Genomic DNA, 22,986 nt, shown 5'->3' on the forward strand with positions numbered 1-22,986 from the left:
TCATGGCCAAGGCATTCGCGTCGCAAGGCGACATGGAAGAAAAGAAGATCAGCTTCACCGAGGTGGGCGAGGGGCTCTATGCCTTCACCGCCGAGGGTGATCCCAACACCGGCGTCATCATCGGCGACGAAAGCGTGATGATCGTCGAGGCGCAGGCCACCCCGCGGCTGGCGCGCAAGGTGATGGACTGCGTGCGCTCGGTCACCGACAAGCCGATCAGCCATCTGGTGCTGACGCATTATCATGCGGTGCGGGTGCTCGGCGCCTCGGCTTATGGCGCGCGCGAGATCATCATGTCCGATACCGCTGCCGCCATGGTCGAGGAGCGCGGTCAGGAGGACTGGGACAGCGAGTTCGGCCGCTTCCCGCGGCTCTTCCAGGGGCACGAGGAAATCCCCGGGCTGACCCGCCCCACCACCACCTTCAGCGACCGGATGACCGCCTACCTCGGCAAGCGCCGGGTCGACATCATGCACCTCGGCCGCGCCCATACCGCCGGCGACGCGGTGATCTGGGTGCCCGACCAGGAGGTGATGTTCACCGGCGACATCGTCGAGTTCCACTCGGCCTGCTACTGCGGCGACGGCCATTTCGCCGATTGGCCCGAGACGCTGGCCAATATCGCCTTCTACGAGCCCAAGGCCATCGCGCCGGGTCGCGGCGACGCGCTGGTGGGCGAGGCGCAGGTGGCGCAGGCGCTGGAGAACACCGCCGATTTCGTGCGCTCGACCTACAAGCCGGTGGCCCGCGTCGTGGCCCGAGGCGGCTCGCTCAAGGAAGCCTGGGACGCGGTGCGCGCCGAGTGCGATCCGAAGTTCGCCGAATACGCGATCTACGAGCATTGCCTGCCGTTCAACGTGGCCCGCGCCTACGACGAGGCCCGTGGCATCGACACGCCGCGCGTCTGGACCGCCGAGCGCGACCAGCAGATGTGGGCCGACCTGCAGGGCTGAGCGCCGTTCGGCGCGGGGTGCCGCGCCGGACACGATACGAGAACACCCCCGCGCGGCCCGGTGGAGGAGCCCGGCCGCGCGACCAAGGGAGGAGAGAGAATGCCCGCATACAGCTACGCCCCGCAGCCCTTCGTGCGACCGCCCGAGCTTGACGGCACCGCCACCGGCGCGCCGGTGGCCATCGTCGGCGCCGGCCCCATCGGTCTGGCCATGGCGATCGACCTGGCGCTGCAGGGCATCCGCTCGGTGGTGCTCGACGACAACAACGTCGTCTCGGTCGGCAGCCGGGCGATCTGCTGGGCCAAGCGCACGCTCGAGATCTTCGACCGGCTCGGCGTCGGCGAGCGCATGCTCGAAAAGGGCGTGACCTGGAAGGTCGGGCGGCTGTTCCACGGCGACGAGGAGGTCTACAGCTTCGACCTGCTGCCCGAGGAGGGCCACAAGTACCCGGCCTTCATCAACCTTCAGCAATATTACGTCGAGCAGTACCTGCTCGAGCGGGCCCGCGAATTTCCCGAGCTGATCGACGTGCGCTTCCTGTCGAAGGTGGTGGACCATGCTGCCAGCGCCGAAGGCGTGACGCTGACCGTCGAGACCCCCGAGGGCCCCTACGAGCTGGCGGCGGACTGGCTGCTGGCCTGCGACGGGGTGAAATCGGCAACGCGCGAGCGCATGGGGCTCGACTTCACCGGCCAGACCTTCGAGGAGCAGTTCCTCATCGCCGACATCGAGATGGACCAGAGCCCCTTCGGCGATCCCGGCATCGCAGAGCGCTGGTTCTGGTTCGATCCCACGTTCCACCCGGGCAAATCGGCGCTGCTGCACGCGCAGCCCGACAATATCTACCGCATCGACCTGCAGCTCGACCTTGGCGCCGATGCCAAGCTCGAGGCCAGCGAGGAAAAGGTCGTCCCGCGCATCAAGGCCATCGTCGGCGACCGCCCGTTTCGGCTCGACTGGCTGTCGGTCTACAAGTTCCGCTGCATCAAGCTCGAGCGGTTCGTGCATGGCCGCGTGGTCTTTGTCGGCGACAGCGCCCATGTGGTCAGCCCCTTCGGCGCGCGCGGCGGCAATGGCGGCATTCAGGATGTGGACAACCTCGGCTGGAAGCTGGCGGCGGTGCTGAAGGGCGCGGCGGATGAGACGCTGATCGAGAGCTACCACGAGGAGCGCAGCCACGGCTCGGCGGAAAACATCCTCAACTCCGCCCGCTCGACCAACTTCATGACGCCGAAGACCCCCATCGAGGCCCTCTTCCGCCGCGAGACGCTGCGCATGGCCCACGACCAGCCCTTTGCGCGGCGGCTGATCAACTCGGGGCGGCTCTCGCTGCCCTGCTCGCTGGAGGGCTTTGCGCTGCAGACCCCGGGCGAGGGCCTCGTGCGCCCCGGTCAGCCGATGGTCGACGCGCCGGTGGGCAACGGCTGGCTGCTGCCCCTGCTGCAGGGAGCCTTCACGCTGGTCGGCTTTGGTGAGATCGCGCTGCCCGACGTGGGTGTGCGGCGTCTCGGCATCGGCCAGTCGGACCGCCCCTACCCCAGCCATGACGACTGCGCGGGCTATGCGCTGCAGCGCTATGGCACCGGGGTCGCCTATCTCGTGCGGCCCGATGGCCATGCGGCGGCGGTGTTCCACGGCGAAGTACCAGAGCCGGCATTGAGAGAGGCGCTGGCCCGCGCCATGGGCCGCAGCTGCGAAAGGGAGATGGCGTGATGCGCGAGATCTACGAGATGGGGCTCGGCGCCCGCGGGGACGAGGCCTACGAGGCGCTCATGGCGGCGCACGAGGGGCTGACCGAGGCGCAGAGCCACGCGCTCAACGTGCGGATCGTGCTGCTGCTGGCCAACCGCCTCGGGGACGTGGATGCGCTGAAGACGATCCTCGAGACGGCGCGCTCCTATGGCTGACGCGGTGCTCTACGACTACTGGCGCTCGTCCGCCAGCTGGCGGGTGCGCATCGCGCTGACCCTCTCGGGGATCGACTGGGAATGCCGCCCGGTGGACCTCATGGCCGGCGATCAGCGCAGCGCCGCGCATCTGGCGCGCAACCCGCAGGGGCTCGTGCCGGTGCTCGAGATTGACGGGTTGCGCCTGACCCAGAGCCTCGCCATCCTCGAGTACCTCGAGGAGACCGGCCGGCTGTCGCTGCGCCCGGAGGCACCGGCGCAGGCGGCGCGGATGCGCGCCATCGCGCTGGCCATTGCCTGCGATGTGCACCCGGTCTGCAACCTGCGCGTCGCGGCCCATGCCGCCGCGCTGACCGGGCGGGACGACACCCGCGCCGACTGGATGCGCCACTTCATCCGCCCCGGGCTCGAGGCGGTGGAGGCGATGCTCGACGAGACCGGCCCCTATTGCATGGGCGCCGCGCTGACCCAGGCCGACCTGTGCCTGATCCCGCAGCTCTACAACGCCGCGCGCTGGGGGGTGGAGACCAGCGATCTGACGCGGATCACCCGCGTCGCGCGAGCCTGCGCGGAGCTTGACGCCTTCCGCCGCGCCGCGCCCGAGGCGCGGCTCCCCGCCGCCGTCTGATCCGAACCGTGCCCGGGCAGTGGCGCCCGCAGCTCCAAGGCAGGACCCCGATGACCCCGATGACCAACGCCGCGCAAGAGCAACAGGCACTCGTTCCGACCACCCAGTCGCTGCCCATCGCGCTCATCCGCGCGCGCGAGGCGCTGCTGCGCGAGCTGCGCCCGATGCTGGCCGAGGCCGGGGTGAGCGAGCCGCAATGGCGCATCCTGCGCGTGCTCCTTGAAACCGGCCCCTGTTCGGTGCAGGGGCTGGCCGAGGCGGCCTGCCTGCAACCGGCCTCGGTCTCGCGGATCCTGCAGTCCATGGTCGCGCGGGCGCTGGTGGAGCGGGTGCAGGACCCTCGGAACCGCCGCCGGCAGGTTGTCACGGTGACCGCGGCGGGTCGCGCCTTGGTGAGGCGCTTCACCCCGGCCTCGCGCGCGATCACCGACGCCTTCGCCGAGCGGTTCGGCAGGGACCGCTACCAGTCCCTGATCGCCTTGCTCGACGCCTTCATCTCGGACTGCGACGGGCCGGCCTCGGACTAGCCCCGCCCGCGCAGCGACCACATTGCCTCCTCGCCGCAAATGGTGTCCCATTCGGCATCGCGGAGCGCATGCCCCGGGTGCCGAATGTCCGCAGCTCAAGACGCCATCCAGCCACGGGGACACCATGCAGGGCCAGTCCGAAACCTTCCGCATCGACCGGGTAAAGACGGCAACCCTCGGGCTGGCGCTGGCGGGGCTCCTGGCGGGGCTCGCCCTGCAGTTCTCCGGCCTGCCGGCCACGGCGCGCGCCGCCCTCATGGCCGGCACCCTGCCCGCCCTCGTCGCGCTGCTCTTCGAGATCGTCGGCAGCATCCGGCGCGGCGACGTGGGGCTCGACGTGCTGGCCGCCCTGTCGATGAGCGCGGCGCTGCTGTTCGGCGAAACCCTCGCGGCCTGCATCGTCGCGGTTATGTATTCGGGCGGCACGCTGCTCGAGGCCCTCGCCGAGGGGCGGGCGCGGCGCGAAATGCGTGCGCTGCTCTCACGTGTGCCGCGGTTCGCGATGCGCCATCGGGACGGGCAGATCGATCGCGTGCCGCTCGACGAGATCGCCCCCGGCGACCGGCTGCTCATCCCCCAGGGCGACGTGGTGCCCGTCGATGGCACGATCCTCTCGGCGGGCGCCTTTCTCGACAGCTCGGCGCTGACCGGCGAGTCGCTGCCGCAGCACCTGGCAGCGGGGGCCGAGGCGATGAGCGGCGCGACCAACGCGGGCGAGCCCTTCGACATGATCGCCACGCGGCGGGCGGAGGAGAGCACCTATGCGGGGATCGTCCGCCTCGTCGAGGCGGCGCAGCGCTCGAAGGCGCCGATGGCGCGGCTTGCCGACCGCTGGTCGCTGGGGTTCCTGCTGGTGGCCGTGGCGATCGCGCTTGCCGCCTGGTGGGCCAGTTCGGATCCGGTCCGTGCCGTGGCGGTTCTGGTGATCGCCACCCCCTGCCCGCTCATCCTCGCGGTGCCGGTGGCGCTGGTCGCGGGCCTGTCGCGCGCGGCGCACTTCGGCGTGCTGGTGAAGGGCGCGAAGCCGCTCGAGGCCATGGCCCGCACCCACACGCTGGTGCTCGACAAGACCGGCACGCTCACCGACGGTCGGCCGCAGATCACCCGGATCGAGCGCAGGGATGGCCTGTCCGAGGATGCGCTGCTGCGCCTTGCCGCCTCGCTCGACCAGGTCTCCCGGCACCCCATAGCGCAGGCGATCGTCGCGGCCGCGAAGTCCCGCGGGCTGACGCTCGCCACCCCGTCAGAGGTGCACGAGTCGCCCGGCGAAGGCGTCGCGGGCATGGTCGAGGGGCACAGCCTCCGGGTCGGGGGCTTCAGCTACGTCCAGGCCGCGCTCGACGCGCCCGACCTGCGCCCCGCACCGCCGGGGGCGGGCGCGGTGGTCGTCGCCGTGGCGCTCGACGGGTGCCCGGCGGGCCATCTGGTGATGGCCGACCCGCTGCGCGACGGCGCGAGCGTGGCGCTGCAGGGCCTGCGCCGCGAGGGCATCGCGCGGCTCGTGCTCGCCACGGGAGACCGCCCCGAGGTGGCCGCCCGGGTGACCGACGGGCTTGGGTTCGACGCGATTCACGGCGATCTCACCCCTGACGCGAAGGTCGCGCTGGTGCACAGCGAACGCGAGGGCGGGCCGGTGATGATGGTTGGCGACGGCGTCAATGACGCGCCCGCCCTTGCCGCCGCGGACATCGGCGTGGCCATGGGCGCGCGGGGCGCTGCCGCCTCGGCGGAGGCGGCCGACGTGGTGCTGCTGGTGGACAGGATCGACCCGCTGGTCGCCGGAATCGCGATCGCCCGCGACGCCCGGCGGATCGCGCTGCAGAGCGTCGTGGCCGGGATCGGCCTGTCGGTGGTCGGGATGATCGCCGCAGCTCTGGGATATCTTGAACCGGTCGAGGGCGCGGTGCTGCAGGAGGTGATCGACGTGGCGGTGATCCTGAACGCGCTCCGCGCCGTGCGCATCACGCCGCGCGGGCCGCTGCCGGAGATCACCTAGCCGGGGCACCGGGATGCTGAGCCTCGGCGACAGTGCCCGGCTCAGGCCCGCAGCGCGCTGCGCAGCGTTTCGACCGGAGAACAGCCGAATTTCCTGCGGTAGTGTTCCGAGAACCGGCCGAGGTGGAAGAAGCCGAGCCCGGTCGCCACATCGGTGACCCGCGTGTCGGCGCCGGGGTTCGACAGATCCTCCCATGCGCGCTCCAGCCGCATGTCGCGCAGCACGGTCATCGGGCCACAGCCGTGGCGGGCGCGAAACGCCGCCTGCAGCGAGCGCACGCTTGTCCCGGCCGCGCTGGCGATGTCCTCGATCATCAGCGCCGCGCCAAGGTTCTCGCGCATGAACTCCTCGGCGCGGCGCACCACGCGCGGCGCATGGCCCGGACGAGGGCTGGGCGCGTCGGCCTCGGTCGGCCGGACCTGCGACTGCAAGAGGCCCACCAGCAGCGTGCGCTCGAGTTGCCGCCCCAGCGCCGAGCCCCGCCCCAGCAGGGCGGCCCCGCGCTGCGTCTCGGAGATCACGAACTGCAGCAGGCCGAGAAACGAGCTCCCCTCTCCGCCCGTCAGCGCCTTCGGGCCGTCAAAGCGCAGCGCCGCGCGGTGCGGCAGCCCGAACTCTGCCCGCGCCGCCTGCTCCAGCGCGCGCCGGTCGATCTGCAGCATGAGCTGCACGCAGTGCTCGCTCCAGATCATGCTGACCTCATCGTCGGGATTGAGCACCCCGCCGCTGCCGCCGCCGATCTCGTAGCCGCGCGCGCCGGTGTTCACCGAGGCATGGCCGTGCAGGGGAAACTGGAAGAGATAGAATTGCTCGAGCGGGCCCGGCGCGATCTGGGTCTTCGCGCCATAGGTCAGCACGTTGATCGACAGGTCCTGCCCGTCTAGCCGGTTGTGCCGCGCCGCCAGCGGCCCCCGTCCCATCACCTCGAGGCGATGATCGCAATAGACCTGCGCCACCCGGGCCCGCGCCTCGTCCAGATCCGCCGTTGCAAAGAGACGATGGTTGCCAAGCGGCAATCCCTGCGGTCCCTCGGGACCGGTCTGAAGCTGGCCCATGAGATGCTCCATGCTCGCGTCGGGGTCTTCCTTCAGTTCTAAAACATAATTTGCGCAATCCGGATCCCGGCTGCGCAATCAGGATAGCGCGCATCCGCGGCCCCCCTGCAAGCTTTCATTTCAGAAAAATGACACACAGGGAGCGCGCAATGCGTGGATTGAGAGACAAAGTCGCCATCGTGCCCGGCGGTGCCACGAAGATCGGCGTTGCCGTTGTCGAGGCGTTCAAATCGCATGGCGTGAAGGTGATCATCGCGGATATCGACGCCCAGAACGGCGAAAAGCTGGCCGGTGACGGCGTGGTCTTCGTGCAGGCCGACCTGCGCTCTGACGCGGATATCGCCCGCGTCGTGCAAACCGCCAAGGACCGCTTCGGCCGCATCGATTTTCTGGTGAACGTCGCCGCGACCTATGTCGACAACGGCGCGGAAAGCACGCGCGCGGAATGGCTTGAAGCTTTGGATGTGAACCTTGTCGGCTCGGTCATGCTGATGCAGGCGGCCCGCGAGGAGCTGCGCAAGACCAAGGGATCCATCGTCAATTTCGGCTCGATCTCGGCCCGCGTGGCGCAAACCGGTCGCTGGCTCTACCCGGTGTCCAAGGCGGCGATCCTGCAGCTCACCCGCAATCAGGCGATGGATCTCGCGCCCGACGGCATCCGCGTCAACGCGGTCTCGCCCGGCTGGACCTGGTCCAACATCATGGACAGCCTGACCGGCGGCGACCGGGCCAAGACCGATGCCGTGGGGGGTGATTTCCACCTTTTCCCGCGGGTCGGGCATCCCGAGGAGGTCGCCTCGACGGTGATGTTCCTCTGCTCGGACGAAGCGAGCTTCATCACCGGCACCGACATCCGCGTCGACGGCGGCTACACCGCCATGGGCCCCGAGCGCGCCGAGCCGGCCATCCCGCGCCTGATGGACTGACCCGGTCCGCAAAAGCAAAAGCCAACAGGAGAGAACAATGAAACGCATTTCCATCGTGGGCGGCGGTCAGTCCGGCCTGCAACTCGGCATCGGCCTCGTGCAGAAGGGCTACGAGGTCAAGATCATCCAGGACCGCACCGGGCCAGAGCTCGCCGCCGGGCGGGTCATGTCCTCGCAGTGCCAGTTCGACGCGGCGCTGCAGCTCGAGCGGGATCTCGGGATCAACTTCTGGGAAGACGCCTGTCCGCCGGTCGAGGGCATTTCCTTCACCGTCCCGAACCCCGAGGGTCCGGGCAAGGCCGTCGAATGGTCGGCCCGGCTTGACCGCAAGGCGCAATCCATCGACCAACGGGTGAAGATGCCGCGCTGGATCGAGGAGTTCGAGCGGCTCGGCGGCAAGATGGAGATCGCCACCGCCGACATCGCCCTGCTCGAGCGCGAGGCAAAATCGGCGGATCTGGTGATCGTCGCCTCGGGCAAGGGCGAGATCGGCAAGCTCTTCGAGCGCGACGCCGAGCGCTCGCCTTTTGCCGCGCCGCAGCGCGCGCTGGCGCTGACCTATGTGCACGGCATGACCCCGCGCCCCGAGCATTCGGCGGTGAGCTTCAACCTGATCCCCGGCGTCGGCGAGTATTTCGTCTTCCCCGCGCTGACCCTCAGCGGCCCCTGCGAGATCATGGTCTTCGAAGGCGTGCCAGAGGGCCCGATGGATTGCTGGAAGGACGTCTCCACGCCCGCCGAGCACCTCGCCCGGTCGCGGGAGATCCTGCACAGCTTCCTGCCCTGGGAAGCCGAGCGCTGCGCCAATATCGAGCTGACCGACGACAACGGCATCCTTGCTGGGCGTTTCCCGCCGACCGTGCGCAAGCCCGTCGGCACCCTGCCCTCGGGCGCCCGGATCCTCGGGCTCGGCGATGCGGTCTGTCTGAATGACCCGATCACCGGACAGGGCGCGAACAACGCCGCCAAGGCCGCGGCGGTCTATCTGGACGCGATCGTGGCCCGCGGCGATGCCGCCTTCGACGAGGCCTGGATGCGCGCCACCTTCGAGACCTTCTGGACCTACGCGCAATGGGTGGTCCGCTGGACCAACATGATGCTGCTGCCGCCGCCGCCCTTCGTGCTCGAGCTGATGGGCTCGGCGCAGGTGCTGCCCGACCTGGCGCACCGCATTGCCAACGGCTTCAACGACCCGCGCGACTTCTTCCCGTGGTTCGCCGATCCCGACGCCGCCGGCAGCTATCTGACCAGCCTGAAGGCCGCATGACATGGCCGTCGACATCTCGACCTTCCGCGAGACGATGGGGCTTTTTCCCGGGGCGGTCACGCTGATCACCACCGGCGCGGGGGAGACCCGGCGCGGCATCACCGCCACCGCGGTCTGTTCGGTGACCGACAGCCCGCCGAGCCTCCTGGTCTGCGTCAACAACCGCACCGGCACCTGCCAGGAGATTGCCCGCAGCGGCCACTTCAGCGTGCAGCTGCTCGGCCAGGGTCAGGCCGACGTGGCCATGGCCTTTGCCGGGGCGCAGGGGCAGAGCGGGCTCGAGAAGTTCGCCATCGGCACCTGGTCAAGCTGCCCGCGCGGCCTGCCCCGGCTCGATGGTGCGCTGGCCTCCATCTCCTGCGAGGTGGCCACTGCGACCGAGGCGGGCAGCCACACCGTCTTCATCGGGCGGATCGAGGATGTGGTGCTCGCGGGCGGCGAGGCGCTGGTCTTCGCCCGCTCGAAATTCCACCGGCTGGCCTGCGTGGCCTGACGCCCATTGCGGCACTCCAGAATCAAGGCGCCCCGGCAGCTCACTGCCGGGGCGCTTTTCGTTTCGGACAGGCGGCTGCGGATCAGGCCGCCATCTCGGGATGCAGGTACTGCTCGAGCCCCTTGCGGCAATCGTCGGGCCAGGGGTGCGACTTGTGGTCCTTGGTCGAGGTCATCACGATCAGCTGCTCGATGGTCCAGATCACCTCGCCCTCGACGGTGACCACGGTGTAGAGGTCCAGCGACGACTTGCCGATCTTGCGCACGTGGACGTTGAATTCCAGCACGTCGCCATAGACCGCGGGCTTCTTGAACTCGATGTTCATCTTCACGCTCGGCAGGCCGAGCTGCCGCTCGAACATCAGCTCCTTCCAGGTCACGCCGAAAGACGCGAACATGGCCTCGTTCACGTCGACGAGCATCGACAGATAGGCCGGATGGTAGGCGATCCCGGTCAGATCGCAGTCACCAAACCGCATGGGTTTTTGAATTTTGAATGGCATTCGGGGTCACTCCGTGTCCTGCCCGACCCGATCGGTGTAAGACGCCCTTGTCAGGCCAGCGAGTCGGCGTATTTATATTTTATGTCTAAATAATAGTCAGGCCGGGCGCGAGGTCAAGGAGCGTGCGATTGCATCAAGTTTTATTGGGTGTTTCGCGGTCGAGGGGAAGATCCCCACGCGGAGGTCGGACCGGAAGCTTCAGATCCTAGTTATTTTAGTCTTGAAGTAATTTCGCGAGAAGGTAATCTACCGGAAACCAAACAGGGAAGCTGTGTCTCATGCAAATCGCCGTCCTTGGCGGGGGCCCCGCCGGTCTCTACTTCGCCATCTCGATGAAGCTGCGCGATGCCGCGCATGACATCACCGTCTACGAGCGCAACCGCGCCGACGACACCTTCGGCTGGGGCGTCGTGCTCTCGGACGAGACCATGGCGAACTTCGAAGACAATGATCCGGTCTCGGAAAAGATGATCCGCGACAAGTTCGCCTATTGGGACGACGTAAAGGTCGTGCGCGGCGACGAGGCGATGACCTCGGGCGGCCACGGCTTCTGCGGCATCGGCCGCAAGCAGATGCTGCTGCTCCTGCAGCAGCGCGCCCGCGAGCTCGGCGTGAAACTGGAATTCGAGACCGACATCACCCCCGAGAAGATCGAGGAACTGAAGGCGGGCAACGACCTTCTGGTCGCCGCAGACGGTCTCAACTCGAAGACGCGCAGCCACTTCGAGGACAAGTTCCGCCCCGAGATCGACATGCGCCGCAACCACTTCGTCTGGCTCGGCACGCATCAGAAATTCGACGACGCCTTCACCTTCATCTTCGAGCAGACCGAGCACGGCTGGATCTGGGCGCATGCCTACCAGTTCGACGACGACACGGCGACCTTCATCGTCGAATGCGGCCCCGAGACCTATGAGGCCTTCGGCTTCGACAAGCTGAGCCAGCAGGACAGCATCGCGCTCTGCGAGAAGATCTTTGCCAAGCACCTCGGCGGCCACGCGCTGATGACCAACGCCAACCACATCCGCGGCTCGGCCTGGATCCGCTTCCCGCGGGTGACCTGCGAGAACTGGTTCTTCGACAACGTGGTGCTGCTCGGCGATGCCTCGGCAACGGCGCATTTCTCGATCGGCTCGGGCTCCAAGCTGGGCATGGAAAGCGCCATTTCGCTGGCCGAGGAACTGTCGCGCGACAAGCCCCTCGCCGAGGCGTTGCAGACCTACGAGGACGAGCGCAAGCTGCAGGTGCTGCGGGTGACCTCGGCCGCGCGCAACTCGACCGAGTGGTTCGAGGAGGTCGAGCGCTACCTCGGGCTCGACATGATGCAGCTGAACTACGCGCTGCTCACCCGCTCGCAGCGGATCAGCCACGAGAACCTGCGCCTGCGCGACCCCGAATGGTTGGCCTCTGCCGAAAGCTGGTTCCACAGCCAGGCCGGCAGCAACTCGACCCGCCGCCCGATGTTCGCCCCCTTCAAGCTGCGCGACATGGAGCTGAAGAACCGCATCGTCGTCTCGCCCATGGCGCAGTACAAGGCGACCGGCGGCATGCCCAACGACTGGCACTTCGTGCATTACGCCGAGCGCGCCAAGGGCGGCGCCGGGCTGGTGTTCACCGAGATGCTCTGCGTGTCGATGGACGGCCGGATCACCCCGGGCTGCCCCTGCATCGGCCCCGAGCAGGTGCCCGCCTGGAAGCGCCTCACCGACTTCGTCCACGCCGAGACCGACGCCAAGATCTGTGCCCAGATCGGCCATGCCGGGCGCAAGGGCTCGACCCGTCTCGCCTGGGACGGCATCGACAAGCCGCTCGCCGAAGGCGAAAACTGGCCCCTGCTCGCCGCCTCGGCGATCCCGCTGATGGAGGGCAACGTGGTCCCCAAGGCGATGGACCGCGCCGACATGGACAGGGTGGCAGAGCAATTCATCGAGAGCGTGCGCGCCGCCGACCAAGCGGGCTTCGACATGATCGAGATGCACGGCGCCCACGGCTACCTGCTGGCCTCCTTCATCTCGCCGATCACCAACCGGCGCGACGACGCCTACGGCGGCAGCCTCGAGAACCGCATGCGCTACCCGCTCGAGATCTTCGCCGCCATGCGCGCCGAATGGCCCGCGACCAAGCCGATGACGGTGCGTATCTCGGCGCATGACTGGATGGGCGAAGACGGCGTGACCCCGGAAGAGGCCGTGCAGATCGCGGCCATGTTCAAGGCAGCGGGCGCCGATGCGATCAACGTCTCGTCGGGCCAGACCGACAAGGCCGAGCAGCCGGTCTACGGGCGCATGTTCCAGGTGCCCTTTGCCGACCGCGTGCGCAACGAGATCGGCGCCCCGACGCTGGTCGCGGGCAATATCTACGAGCCCGACCACGTCAATTCGATCCTGATGGCCGGCCGTGCTGACCTCGTGCTGCTCGCCCGCCCGCATCTGGCCGATCCCTACTGGACGCTGCACGCGGCGGTCGAGCTTGGCGACACCGAGCAAGCCTGGCCGAAGCCCTATGAGGGTGGGCGCCGGCAGGCCAACACGCTGGCCGAACGCGCCAAGGCGATGGCCACATGAGCCTCGCGGGCAAAACCGCCTTCGTCACCGGCGGCGGCTCCGGGGTCGGCGCGGTGCTCGCGCTGGCCTTCGCCGAGGCCGGGGCCGAGGTGGTGATCTGCGGGCGCCGCATGGAGCCGCTCGAGACGGTCGCCGCGCGGCACCCGGGGATCCGCGCCGTGCTCTGCGACATCACTGACGAGGCGGCGATCTCTGCCGCCATCGCCGAGGCCCCGCCCGACATCGTCATCGCCAATGCCGGCGCCTCCGAGAGCGCGCCCTTTACGCGCACCGAGCTTGCCGCCTTCGAGCGGATGGTCTCGGTCAACCTCACCGGCACCTTCCTGACCCTGCGCGAGGGGGCAAAGGCGATGAAGGACAAGCCCTGGGGCCGGCTCATCGCCATCGCCTCGACCGCCGGGCTCAAGGGGTATCCCTATGTCGCGCCCTATGCCGCGGCCAAGCATGGCGTGATCGGGTTGGTGAAATCCGTGGCGCTGGAGCTTGCCCGCAAGGGCATCACCGCCAATGCGCTCTGCCCCGGGTTCCTCGACACCGAGATGACCGAGCGCTCGATCGCCAATATCGTGGAAAAGACCGGCCGCTCCGCCGAGGAGGCCCGCGCCTCGCTCGAGGCGACCAACCCGATGCAGAGGCTGGTGCCGCCCGAGGACGTGGCCCGCGCCGCCCTCTGGCTCTGCGGCGAGGGCTCGGAGATGGTCACCGGGCAGGCGATCTCGATCTCCGGAGGCGAGACGTGAGCCAGACCTTCACGATCCGCAGGCAGGTGGAGTTCAACCATTGCGACCCTGCCGGGATCGTTTTCTACCCGCGCTATTTCGAGATGATCTCTGCCGTGCAGGAACGCTTCTTCGCGGATGCGGTCGGCATGGGCTGGGACCGGATGATCTCCGGCACCGGCATGGCGACCCCGATGGGTCAGATCGATTGCCGCTTCCACGCGCCCTCCCGGCTCGGCGACTGGCTCGACCTGTCGCTCGGGGTGAAACGGATTGGCGGCTCTTCGGCCACCTTCCTCATCACCTGCACCAGCGGCGACGAGCGCCGCTTCACCTGCCAGGCCACGGTGATCCACGCCGATGTCGCGCAGGGCACCTCCGCCGCATGGCCCGCCGAGATGCGCGACGCCATGACCCGCTACCTGATTGCCAAGACCCCCGATTGAGAAAGACCGACGCATGACCGCACTGACACCCCACATGTTCCTTCAACCCGACGGCTGGGTGCCGGCCAAGGGCTATGCCAATGGCGTCATGGCCGAGGGCCGGATGGTCTTCACCGGCGGGCTCGTCGGCTGGAACGCGCAGCAGGAATGGGAGCATGCCGACATGGTCGGCCAGTTCCGCCAGACGCTCGAGAACATTGTCGCCGTGCTCGACAAGGCGGGCGCGCGCCCCGAGCACCTGGTGCGGCTGACCTGGTACATCACCGACAAGCAGGAATATCTCGACAACCTGCGCGGCTTCGGCGCCGCCTACCGCGAGGTGATCGGCCGCCACTTCCCGGCCATGGCCGTGGTGCAGGTCTGCGCCCTGATGGAAGACGCGGCGAAGGTCGAGATCGAGGCCACGGCGGTCATCCCCCATGGCTGACGTCGGCGCTGATCTCGCGGTGCGCCCGGACAGCGCGCCGCGCATCCTCACCGTCGCGCCGCAGTCCGAGACGACGGCGCGCGGCCCGGTGTTCGGCGGATGGATCCTGTCGCAGCTCGACCATGGCGCCGGGCTCGCGGGCCGGAAGATCTCGGGCGGCGACGTGGTGATCGCGGCGCTCAAGGAGGTGCAGTTCCACGCGCCCCTCTACGGCGGCGAGGAATTTGCCCTGCACGCCGATCTCAGCCGGCGCGGCAACAGCTCGTTCAACCTTGCGGTCACGGCCTGGGCCGAGCCCGACGGCGCCTGCCGCCGGATCCTCAGCGCCGATGTTCTGCTGGTGGCGATCGACGAGGCGGGCAAGCCGCGCAAGCTTCCGGCCTGAAGCATCGTCGCGCCACAACGCGCGCGCACTTCGGCAGTTTTCGCCTTTTCGATTGCGTCTCTGCGGCATACACGCAACCTTTAAAGTCGAGACCTGAAACGGTTTGGCACAATCTTCCGCCGAGAGTGACTGATGGAACAACCGACCGAACACGAGGTGACTGACGAGCACCTCGCCCGCCAGCGCCTGCGCCTCTGGCTGCAAATGCTCAAGGCCGTGCGCCACGTCGAGGGCACGCTGCGCGAGCGCCTTCGGTCGGGCTATGACACCACGCTGCCCCGCTTCGACGTTCTGGCGGCGCTGCATGCGGCGCCCGAAGGCATGAAGATGAGCGAGCTGTCGCAGCAGCTGGTGGTCTCGAACGGCAATGTGACCGGCGTGGTCGACCGGCTGGTCGCCGACGGGCTGGCAGAGCGCCAGACCGTGGAGAGCGACCGCCGCGCCTTTCGCGTGCTGATCACCCCCGCCGGGCGCACGCTGATGGACGAGATGGTCGCCGAGCACCTGCGCTGGATCGACGGGATGTTCTCCGAGATCTCCGAGACCGACGCGGCGCGCGGCATCTCGATCATGCTCGACATCCGCAACAAGCACTGAGCCGCCCGACCGCGAGATGCAGATACGAAAGGCCCCCGCATCCTGTGCGGGGGCCTTTGCAATTGTCAGCTGACAATTCTCTGCCGGCGGATCAGAGCAGCCCGGTCTCGCGCGCGACGCGGCGGTAGCCCGCTCCGGCGGTGAAGCCGCCGTCGATCACGAAATCCTCGCCGGTGATGAAGCCCGACGCGTCCGATGCGAGAAAGAGCACCAGTTGCGCCACCTCCGTCGCCTCGCCCGCGCGCTGCATCGGGGTCATGCCGATCATCGGGCCGAGGTGCGGCGAGCCGCGGTTGAGGTCGGTGACGATGAGCCCCGGGCAGATCGCGTTGACCCGGACGCCCTGTTCGGCAAATTCCATCGCCGCCGTGCGCGTCAGCCCCCGCAGCGCCCATTTCGACGAGGTATAGGCCGGATCGTAATGCCCCGAGAAGCCGCTGTTGGACGAGATGTTGACGATCGAGCCGCCCCCCGTCCTGGCCATCATCGGCGCCGCGAGCTTGACCCCGATAAAGGCGCCGGTGGCGTTCACGTCGAGCACCTTGCGCCATTCCTCGACCGACATGTCGGCGATGATCTTGCGGTTGATGATCCCGGCGTTGTTGACCAGCACGTCGAGCCGGCCGGTCCAGTCCTGCACCAGCGCCAGCGCTTCGGCCCAGTCCGCCTCGGAGGTCACGTCGAGCCGCTTGAAGCGCACCTCGTGACCTTCGGACGTCAGCCGCTCGGCGAGGGCGACGCCCTCTGCCTCGAGCACGTCGCAGATCAGCACCGAGGCGCCGGCGGTGGCCAGCATCTCGGCCTCCACCGCGCCCTGCCCGCGCGCGGCGCCGGTGACCAGCGCGGTCTTGCCCGAGAGGTCGGTCAGCGCGGACGTCAGCCCGTTGAAATCGATGCTCATGCCTGCACCATCAGCTGGCGCTGCTCGCCAAGCCCGGTTGCGCCGAGGGTGACCACCTGCCCGGCCTTGAGGAAGGTCGGCGGCTTCATTCCCAGACCCACGCCCGGCGGCGTGCCGGTGGCGATGATGTCGCCCGGCTCGAGCGTCATGAACTGCGAGATGTAATGCACCAGATGCGCGACGCCGAAGATCATGGTCTTGGTGTTGCCGGTCTGGCGGCGCTCGCCGTCGACGTCGAGCCAGAGGTCGATGTCCTGCACGTCGGCGATCTCGTCCTTGGTCACCATCCACGGACCCACCGGGCCGAAGGTGTCATGGCTCTTGCCCTTGATCCACTGGCCGCCGCGCTCGGACTGGAAACGGCGCTCGGACACGTCGTTGACCAGCGCGTAGCCGGCCACATGGTCGAGCGCATCGGCCTCGGCGACATATTTGGCGCGGGTGCCGATCACGATGCCGAGCTCGATTTCCCAGTCGGTGCGATCCGAGCCGCGGGGGATCTCGACGTCGTCATAGGGGCCGCAGAGCGCGGTGGTCGCCTTGCCGAAAAGCACGGGCTCGGCGGGCGGCTCCTTGCCGGTCTCGCGGGCGTGGTCGGCGTAGTTGAGCCCGACGCAGAGGAACTTGCCGGGCCGTGCGATGGCCGAGCCGATGCGCGGGCTGCCCTCGACGCGCGGCAGCGTGGAGAGGTCGAGCGCGGCAAGGCGGGCGAGGCCCTCGGGCGAGAGCGCCGCGCCGTCGATATCGGCGACGATGCCGCCGAGGTCACGTATGGTGCCGTCCGCGTCGAGAAGACCCGGGCGCTCGGCGCCGACGGGTCCGTAGCGAAGAAGTTTCATGCGATGATCCTTTCAGGCCACACCGATCAGGCGCGGCGGTAGCCTTCGAGCGCCTCGTCCGGCACATCCTCGAGGTTCTCCACCAGGTTGTCCGGCGTGCGGCAGGTGAGCCAGACCAGCTCTTCGGTGGTGCTCATGTTGACCTCGACATGGGGCATGAAGGGCGGGACGAAGACGAAGTCGCCCTCGAACATGTCGATGTATTCCTTGTAGTCGTCGCCGAAGTAGATGCGGCCGTGGCCCTTCAGCACGTAGCCGCCGGTCTCGCATTCCTGATGGTGGTGCGGCGGCGAGCGGTGGCCCGGCTCGTTGGTGACGCGGCCGAACCAGATCTTGGTCGCCGGCGTGTGCTGCGGGCTGACGCCGGACTTGCGGACGCAATCGCCCGATTGCTGGGTGCCTTCGTCGAGCTCTGCGGACCGCGTGACGACGGGAACGACTCGTTGCTGGGTCATGTGACTTCTCTCCCTGGACAGACCGTGCGGCACGGCGGCCGCGTCGGGAAGAACGCTAGGGCCAAATGTTTTAGGCTTCAAGTTATTTCTCGCGGGCGAGCTGTTGCGCACCCGGAGTCGCTGTGCGGGGTATGGTTCGGAATGCCCCTGAGACATGTATTCCTTGCAGATATTGCCCGCATAGGTGCTCAAAATCGCAGCGTCGGCGGCATTTCTGCCCGGAGGGATACCCGATCAGGGCCAAAAAATGACAGGATTATAAATTTCGTTCTTGAAGAAAAAAATTATATGTATTTGCATGTACCGCAAAGAACGACCGGCCAACGAGTCACTGACACCACCACAGGGAGACCTCCGAATGACCAACCAAGACGCCCTCGAGACGCTGGCCAGCGGCCTGCTCGACGGGTCGATCCAGGTGATCGACTGCACCGCCCCGCTCGGCCCCGACACGCCGCTGCTGAAGCTGCCGCCGGAGATTGCCGACGACACGCCGAAGATCGAGATCCACAAGATCTCGCAATACGGCGACCGCGGCCCGTTCTGGGCGTGGAACTGGCTGAAGATCGGCGAGCACTCGGGCACCCACTACGATGCGCCGCATCACTGGATCACCGGCAAGGACTATGCCGACGGTTCGGTCGACACGATCAACCCGCAGTATTTCGCCGCCCCCGCCAATGTCATCGACTGCTCGAAAGAGGCCGCCGAGGATGCCGACTTCCTGCTGACGGTCGAGCACGTGAAGGCCTGGGAGGCCGAGCACGGCGAGATCAAGGAAGGCGAATGGGTGCTGATGCGCACCGACTGGGACCAGTACAACGGCGACGAGGCGGCTTATCTCAACGCCGACGAGGCGGGCCCGCACACCCCCGGCCCGACCGCCGAGGTGATCCAGTACCTGATGGAAGAGAAAAAGGCGCTCGGCTGGGGCACCCAGTGCATCGGCACCGACGCCGGCGCCGCTGGCGGCTTCGAGATCCCCTTCCCCGCGCACAACCTTCTGCACAAGCACAACCGCTACGGGCTGGCCTCGCTGACCAACCTCGACAAGCTGCCGGCCAAGGGGGCGATCCTCGTCGCCGCGCCGCTGAAGATCGTCAAGGGCACCGGCTCGCCGATCCGCGCGCTGGCGCTGGTCGCCGCCTAAGACGAAGGAGCGCGCGCCGATGACCGTCCCGACCTCTCCCGACGTTGCCATCATCGGCAGCGGCATCAACGCGCTGACCGCGGCGGCCCTGCTCGCCCGGTCGGGACAGCGCGTCGCCGTGTTCGAACGCGAGGCGGTCGCGGGGGGCTGCATGCGCTCCGAGGACCTGGCCGAGGGGGTCACCTACGATCCCCTCGCCACCACCTTCGTTCTCTGGGTCACCGGCGGCGCCCATGGCGCGCTCGGCGCGGATCTGGCCCGGCATGGCGTGGAGTTCTGCGCCACCGACACGCCGACGGGCGTGCTGCTGCCGGACGGGCGCGCGCTGACCTACACCACCGACCGCGCCGCCAATGTCGCGGCCTTTGACGCGGCCCATGACGGCGACGGCGCGCAGCTGGCCCGCGATCTGGAGGCCTTCGGCGCCGACGCCGAGCTGCTCTTTGGCCTGATGGGGGGCGATCCCTGGTCGAAGCAGACCGCCAAGCTGCTCGCCAAGGAGACCTGGAAGCGCAAGCCGCGCGGCCTTGCCACGGTGATGGGCGGGGCGCTGCAGCCGATGCGGTCCTGGCTCGAGAGCGCCTTCGAAAGCGATTTGTCGCGGGCGCTCTGGGCGCCCTGGTGCCTGCACGCCGGGCTGGGCCCGGAGGCGGCATTTTCGGGACAGATGGGCAAGGTGATCGGCTTCGCGCTCGAGGCCGCCTCGGCCCCGGTGGTCAAGGGCGGTGCCGCCAACATGGTGCGCGGGCTCATTGCCATCATCGAGGAACACGGCGGCACTGTACGCACCTCTGCCGAGGTTGCCGAGATCACCCGCGACGGGGACCGGGCCACCGGCCTGCGGCTCGCCAGCGGCGAGACGATTGCCGCGAAGACCGTGCTCGCCTCGGTCACGCCGCAGCAGCTTTACGGCACGCTCGCCGCCGAGCCCGCACGTCAGGATGACCTGCGCAAATACCGCTATGGAAAGGGTAATTTCCAGCTGCACTACCTGCTGAACGGGCCGGTGAACTGGAAGACCGAGGGGCTCGAGACGGTGCAGCTGCTGCATCTGACACCCGGGCTCGACGGCGTGTCCAAGGCCGGGAACGAGGCCGAGCGCGGCATGCTGCCCGAGGTGCCGACGATCTGCGTCGGCCAGCCCTGCGCCGCCGACCCGAGCCGCGCCCCCGAGGGCCAGAGCGTGCTCTGGCTGCAGATGCCCGAGGCACCGCGCCAGGTGAAGGGCGATGCCGCCGGAGAGATCGAGGTGCCCGCCGACGGTGCCTGGACCGAGACCCTGCGCGAGGCCTTTGCCGACCGCATCGAGGCCATTCTCGCGCGGCACATCGACGGCTTTGCCGACAGCGTGGTCACCCGCCGCGCGATCTCGCCTGCCGATCTCGAGGGCTACAACATGAACCTCGTCGGGGGCGACCCCTATGGCGGCGCCTGCACGCTCGACCAGTTCTTCCTCTGGCGGCCGTTCGCCGGCAGCACGCGCCACGGCACCGACCTCAAGGGCCTCTACCACATCGGCGCGTCGACCCACCCCGGGCCGGGCCTGTCCGGCGGGTCGGGCTTCCTGGTGGCCAAGGAGTTGGGCGCATGACAGGCGCGCCCGGGGATCTCGAATCCTTCACCCCCTACCTGCTGAACCGCATCGGCGCGCGCTACAACAAGAGCGTGGAGACCGCGCTCAAGGAGGTCGGCGTCTCGGTGCCGCAGATGCGGGCGCTGGCGGTGCTGGCCGAGAGCGGGCCTTACACGATCACCGAGCTGTCGGTGCTGACCGTCATCAAGCAGCCGACCCTGTCGCGCACGCTTGACGCGATGGAAAGCGCCGGGCTGGTGCGCCGCGAGGCGCAGGACGGCGACAGCCGGTTCCGCAAGATCAGCCTCACCGACGCGGGCCGCACCGCCTACGAGACCGCCTGGCCGGCGATGCAGGCGATGCGCGACCGCATGCTGCAGGCGCTCGACGACGAAGAGCGCGCGACGCTGAACGATCTGCTGCAGCGCGTGCTGCACGACATCCGACACCACGATTTCTGACACGAAAAGACCGGACGGGCGTCATCTCTGACCAGCCCGGGATCGGCACCCAAGGAGACCACCCATGGCCGAGCGTTCCTTTGCCAAGGAAGTCCAGAAGCTGAAGCAGGGCGAGGGCGAGACCTTCACCGGCGAGGGCATCCTCGCGATCACCAAGGCGCTGCTGGAGAACGGCGTCGGCTATGTCGGCGGCTATCAGGGCTCGCCGATCTCGCACCTGATGGACGTGCTAGCCGACGCGCAGGAGATTCTTGGCGAGCTCGGCGTGCATTTCGAGGCCTCGGCCTCGGAGGCGACCGCCACCGCCATGCTCGCCGCCTCGGTCCATTACCCCATTCGCGGCGCGGTCACCTACAAGTCGGTGGTCGGCACCAACGTCGCCTCGGACGCGCTGTCGAACCTCGCTTCGGGCGGGGTCACCGGCGGCGCGCTGATCATCGTCGGCGAGGATTACGGCGAGGGCTCGTCGATCATGCAGGAGCGCACCTACGCCTTTGCCATGAAGAGCCAGGTCTGGATGCTCGACCCGCGGCCCAACCTGCCCTCGATCGTCAAGGCGGTGGGCGACGGCTTCGAGCTGTCGGAACTGTCGAACACGCCGGTCATGCTGCAGGTCGGTATCCGCTCGTGCCACGTGCACGGCCACTTCGAGGCCTCGGACAACAAGCGCCCCGCGATGACCGTCTCGGAGGCGCTGGAGAACCCCAAGCGCAAGCTCGACCGCATCGTGCTGCCCCCGGCGACCTACATCCACGAGGCCGAGAAGCTCACCAAGCGCAAGCCCGCCGCCGAGCGGTTCATCGTCGAGAAGGGCATCAACGAGCGCTTCGGCTCGGCCCGCGGCAAAGTCGGGCTGATCCTTCAGGGCGGCACCTACAACACCGTGGTGCGGGCGCTGAACCGGCTGGGGCTCGCCGATCTTTACGGCGATACCGAGATCGACATGCTGGTGCTCAACTGCGTCTACCCGCTGGTGGACAGCCAGATCCTCGACTTCTGCGAGGGCAAGGACGCGGTGCTGATCATCGAGGAGGGCCATCCCAACTACATCGAGCAGCAGGTCGCCCACATGCTCTACCAGTCGGGCAAGCGGGTGAAGCTCGAGGGCAAGGGCAAGCTGCCGATGGGCGGCGAATACACCGGGCAGGTCATGGTCGAGGGTCTGGGCGCCTTCTTCTCCGAGCACGCGCCCGAGGTGCTTCCGGTCGCCAAGGTGGCGACCAACGAGGAGCCCATCGCCATCCCCGATCTGTCGCAGACCCTGCCGGCGCGCCCGCCGGGCTTCTGCACCGGCTGCCCCGAGCGCCCGATCTTCGCCGCCACCAAGCTGGTCGAGGAAGAGCTCGGCCCGCACCACATCTCGTCGGACATCGGCTGCCACCTCTTTTCGATCATGCCGCCCTTCGACCTCGGCGCGACCACCATGGGCTACGGGCTCGGGCCGGCCTCGGCGGCCGCCTTCCACAACGAGAACAAGAAGGGGCGCCGGGCGATCTCCTTCGTCGGGGATGGCGGCTTCTGGCACAACGGGCTGACCTCCTCGGTCGGCAACGCGGTGTTCAACAAGTCCGACAACGTGATCGTCATCGTCGACAACTTCTACTCCTCGGCCACCGGCGGGCAGGACATCCTGTCGTCGCGGGCGGTCAACAAGACCAAGCAGACGCAGAACTCCATCGTCGACGCGGTCAAGGGCATGGGGGTCAAATGGGTGCGCCAGATCGACCGCACCTATGACGTCACCAAGATGCGCGACACGCTCAAGGAGGCGCTGACCACCGAAGAGGAAGGCCCCAAGGTCATCGTCGCCTCGTCGGAATGCATGCTCAACAAGCAGCGCCGGGTGAAGCCCGAACTGGCCAAGGCGGCCAAGGAGGGCAAGCGCGTGGTGCGCCCGCGCTTCGGCGTCGACGAGGATGTCTGCACCGGGGATCACGCCTGCATGCGGCTCTCGGGCTGCCCGTCGCTCTCGGTCAAGGACACCGGCGATCCGCTGCGCGACGATCCCGTCGCCGCGATCGACCAGACCTGCGTCGGCTGCGGCAACTGCGGCGAGGTGGCCGATGCCGCCGTGCTCTGCCCCAGTTTCTACCAGGCCGAGATCGTCACCAATCCCACGCAGCGCGAGACGCGCCGCGCCGCGCGCAGTGGCCGGATCATCTCGTGGCTGCAGCGCCGCCGCGATGCCAAGCGCGTCGTCTTCGCCTGAGGGTAT

Annotated in this window: 24 protein-coding genes; 19 read left to right on the top strand and 5 right to left on the bottom strand. The window is 68.2% G+C overall.

Annotation, left to right across the window (positions count from 1 at the left end; genetic code table 11):
• The first annotated feature begins 2 nt into the window (after positions 1-2).
• The 6 genes from G0D83_RS03980 to G0D83_RS04005 all read left to right on the top strand — a co-directional run bounded on the left by G0D83_RS03980 (position 3) and on the right by G0D83_RS04005 (position 6,011).
• Positions 3-953 (top strand): MBL fold metallo-hydrolase, encoded by a 951-nt coding sequence (locus G0D83_RS03980; RefSeq protein ID WP_164189713.1) that lies wholly within the window; start codon positions 3-5, stop codon positions 951-953.
• 99 nt (positions 954-1,052) lie between these two features.
• Positions 1,053-2,666, top strand: coding sequence for an FAD-dependent oxidoreductase (locus G0D83_RS03985; protein WP_164189715.1), 1,614 nt, complete (start codon positions 1,053-1,055; stop codon positions 2,664-2,666).
• Complete coding sequence (locus G0D83_RS03990; RefSeq protein ID WP_108970559.1) at positions 2,666-2,860, top strand: DUF2783 domain-containing protein; 195 nt, start codon at positions 2,666-2,668, stop codon at positions 2,858-2,860. Before G0D83_RS03985 ends, G0D83_RS03990 begins: the two co-directional genes overlap by 1 nt.
• Positions 2,853-3,488 carry a maleylacetoacetate isomerase gene (gene maiA, locus G0D83_RS03995; RefSeq protein WP_164189717.1) on the top strand — a complete coding sequence of 212 codons (636 nt, stop codon included), beginning with the start codon at positions 2,853-2,855 and terminating at the stop codon, positions 3,486-3,488. The genes G0D83_RS03990 and maiA overlap by 8 nt, the downstream gene beginning before the upstream one ends.
• 50 nt (positions 3,489-3,538) lie before the next feature.
• Complete coding sequence (locus G0D83_RS04000) at positions 3,539-4,015, top strand: MarR family transcriptional regulator (RefSeq protein ID WP_164189720.1); 477 nt, start codon at positions 3,539-3,541, stop codon at positions 4,013-4,015.
• A gap of 124 nt (positions 4,016-4,139) precedes the next feature.
• Positions 4,140-6,011, top strand: a complete 1,872-nt coding sequence (locus G0D83_RS04005; RefSeq protein ID WP_164189722.1) for a heavy metal translocating P-type ATPase — start codon at positions 4,140-4,142, stop codon at positions 6,009-6,011.
• Between the two features lie 41 nt (positions 6,012-6,052).
• Here G0D83_RS04005 and G0D83_RS04010 read toward each other — a convergent pair whose 3' ends face one another.
• Complete coding sequence (locus tag G0D83_RS04010; protein WP_164189724.1) at positions 6,053-7,066, bottom strand: AraC family transcriptional regulator; 1,014 nt, start codon at positions 7,064-7,066, stop codon at positions 6,053-6,055.
• 149 nt (positions 7,067-7,215) lie between these two features.
• On the opposite strand from G0D83_RS04010, the gene G0D83_RS04015 reads away from it, so the two are divergent.
• Genes G0D83_RS04015 through G0D83_RS04025 form a run of 3 tightly spaced genes read left to right on the top strand, consistent with a single transcriptional unit; the run spans position 7,216 to position 9,752 of the window.
• Positions 7,216-7,992, top strand: coding sequence for an SDR family oxidoreductase (locus tag G0D83_RS04015; RefSeq protein WP_164189726.1), 777 nt, complete (start codon positions 7,216-7,218; stop codon positions 7,990-7,992).
• Positions 7,993-8,029: 37 nt separating this feature from the next.
• The gene (locus G0D83_RS04020; RefSeq protein WP_164189729.1) at positions 8,030-9,259 is read left to right on the top strand and encodes a styrene monooxygenase/indole monooxygenase family protein; all 1,230 of its coding nucleotides are present in this window, start codon (positions 8,030-8,032) and stop codon (positions 9,257-9,259) included.
• A gap of 1 nt (position 9,260) precedes the next feature.
• Positions 9,261-9,752, top strand: coding sequence for a flavin reductase family protein (locus tag G0D83_RS04025; RefSeq protein WP_164189731.1), 492 nt, complete (start codon positions 9,261-9,263; stop codon positions 9,750-9,752).
• Between the two features lie 82 nt (positions 9,753-9,834).
• On the opposite strand, the gene G0D83_RS04030 is transcribed toward G0D83_RS04025, so the two are convergent.
• The gene (locus G0D83_RS04030; protein ID WP_164189733.1) at positions 9,835-10,254 is read right to left on the bottom strand and encodes a thioesterase family protein; all 420 of its coding nucleotides are present in this window, start codon (positions 10,252-10,254) and stop codon (positions 9,835-9,837) included.
• 278 nt (positions 10,255-10,532) lie between these two features.
• Between G0D83_RS04030 and G0D83_RS04035 the strand changes: the two genes are divergently transcribed.
• From G0D83_RS04035 to G0D83_RS04060, 6 genes are all read left to right on the top strand, one after another.
• The gene (locus G0D83_RS04035) at positions 10,533-12,818 is read left to right on the top strand and encodes a bifunctional salicylyl-CoA 5-hydroxylase/oxidoreductase (RefSeq protein ID WP_164189753.1); all 2,286 of its coding nucleotides are present in this window, start codon (positions 10,533-10,535) and stop codon (positions 12,816-12,818) included.
• Complete coding sequence (locus G0D83_RS04040; protein WP_164189755.1) at positions 12,815-13,558, top strand: SDR family NAD(P)-dependent oxidoreductase; 744 nt, start codon at positions 12,815-12,817, stop codon at positions 13,556-13,558. Before G0D83_RS04035 ends, G0D83_RS04040 begins: the two co-directional genes overlap by 4 nt.
• Positions 13,555-13,983 (top strand): acyl-CoA thioesterase, encoded by a 429-nt coding sequence (locus G0D83_RS04045; RefSeq protein WP_370457156.1) that lies wholly within the window; start codon positions 13,555-13,557, stop codon positions 13,981-13,983. The genes G0D83_RS04040 and G0D83_RS04045 overlap by 4 nt, the downstream gene beginning before the upstream one ends.
• A gap of 13 nt (positions 13,984-13,996) precedes the next feature.
• On the top strand, positions 13,997-14,410 hold the full coding sequence (locus G0D83_RS04050; protein ID WP_108970570.1) for a RidA family protein: 414 nt from the start codon (positions 13,997-13,999) through the stop codon (positions 14,408-14,410).
• Positions 14,403-14,795 carry an acyl-CoA thioesterase gene (locus tag G0D83_RS04055; protein WP_164189757.1) on the top strand — a complete coding sequence of 131 codons (393 nt, stop codon included), beginning with the start codon at positions 14,403-14,405 and terminating at the stop codon, positions 14,793-14,795. Before G0D83_RS04050 ends, G0D83_RS04055 begins: the two co-directional genes overlap by 8 nt.
• A gap of 132 nt (positions 14,796-14,927) precedes the next feature.
• Entirely contained in the window at positions 14,928-15,392 is a 465-nt protein-coding gene (locus G0D83_RS04060) for a MarR family winged helix-turn-helix transcriptional regulator (RefSeq protein ID WP_108970572.1), read from the top strand.
• Between the two features lie 91 nt (positions 15,393-15,483).
• Here G0D83_RS04060 and G0D83_RS04065 read toward each other — a convergent pair whose 3' ends face one another.
• From G0D83_RS04065 to G0D83_RS04075, 3 genes are read right to left on the bottom strand one after another with little or no spacing between them, the layout of a single operon-like run.
• Complete coding sequence (locus G0D83_RS04065) at positions 15,484-16,293, bottom strand: SDR family NAD(P)-dependent oxidoreductase (RefSeq protein WP_164189759.1); 810 nt, start codon at positions 16,291-16,293, stop codon at positions 15,484-15,486.
• Positions 16,290-17,132 (bottom strand): fumarylacetoacetate hydrolase family protein, encoded by an 843-nt coding sequence (locus G0D83_RS04070; protein ID WP_164189761.1) that lies wholly within the window; start codon positions 17,130-17,132, stop codon positions 16,290-16,292. The genes G0D83_RS04065 and G0D83_RS04070 overlap by 4 nt, the downstream gene beginning before the upstream one ends.
• Before the next feature lie 26 nt (positions 17,133-17,158).
• The gene (locus G0D83_RS04075; protein WP_108970575.1) at positions 17,159-17,587 is read right to left on the bottom strand and encodes a cupin domain-containing protein; all 429 of its coding nucleotides are present in this window, start codon (positions 17,585-17,587) and stop codon (positions 17,159-17,161) included.
• Positions 17,588-17,945: 358 nt separating this feature from the next.
• Between G0D83_RS04075 and G0D83_RS04080 the strand changes: the two genes are divergently transcribed.
• The 4 genes from G0D83_RS04080 (at position 17,946) to G0D83_RS04095 (ending at position 22,980) form a co-directional block, all read left to right on the top strand.
• Positions 17,946-18,737 (top strand): cyclase family protein, encoded by a 792-nt coding sequence (locus G0D83_RS04080; RefSeq protein ID WP_164189763.1) that lies wholly within the window; start codon positions 17,946-17,948, stop codon positions 18,735-18,737.
• A gap of 19 nt (positions 18,738-18,756) precedes the next feature.
• A complete protein-coding gene (locus tag G0D83_RS04085) occupies positions 18,757-20,328 on the top strand; it encodes an NAD(P)/FAD-dependent oxidoreductase (protein WP_164189765.1) in 1,572 nt (523 codons plus the stop codon).
• Positions 20,325-20,771 carry a MarR family winged helix-turn-helix transcriptional regulator gene (locus G0D83_RS04090; protein WP_164189767.1) on the top strand — a complete coding sequence of 149 codons (447 nt, stop codon included), beginning with the start codon at positions 20,325-20,327 and terminating at the stop codon, positions 20,769-20,771. The genes G0D83_RS04085 and G0D83_RS04090 overlap by 4 nt, the downstream gene beginning before the upstream one ends.
• A gap of 64 nt (positions 20,772-20,835) precedes the next feature.
• Positions 20,836-22,980 (top strand): indolepyruvate ferredoxin oxidoreductase subunit alpha, encoded by a 2,145-nt coding sequence (locus tag G0D83_RS04095; RefSeq protein WP_164189776.1) that lies wholly within the window; start codon positions 20,836-20,838, stop codon positions 22,978-22,980.
• The last annotated feature ends 6 nt before the right edge of the window (positions 22,981-22,986 follow it).

This window comes from Salipiger sp. PrR003, from assembly GCF_010500785.1.
Lineage (GTDB): Bacteria > Pseudomonadota > Alphaproteobacteria > Rhodobacterales > Rhodobacteraceae > Salipiger > Salipiger pacificus_A.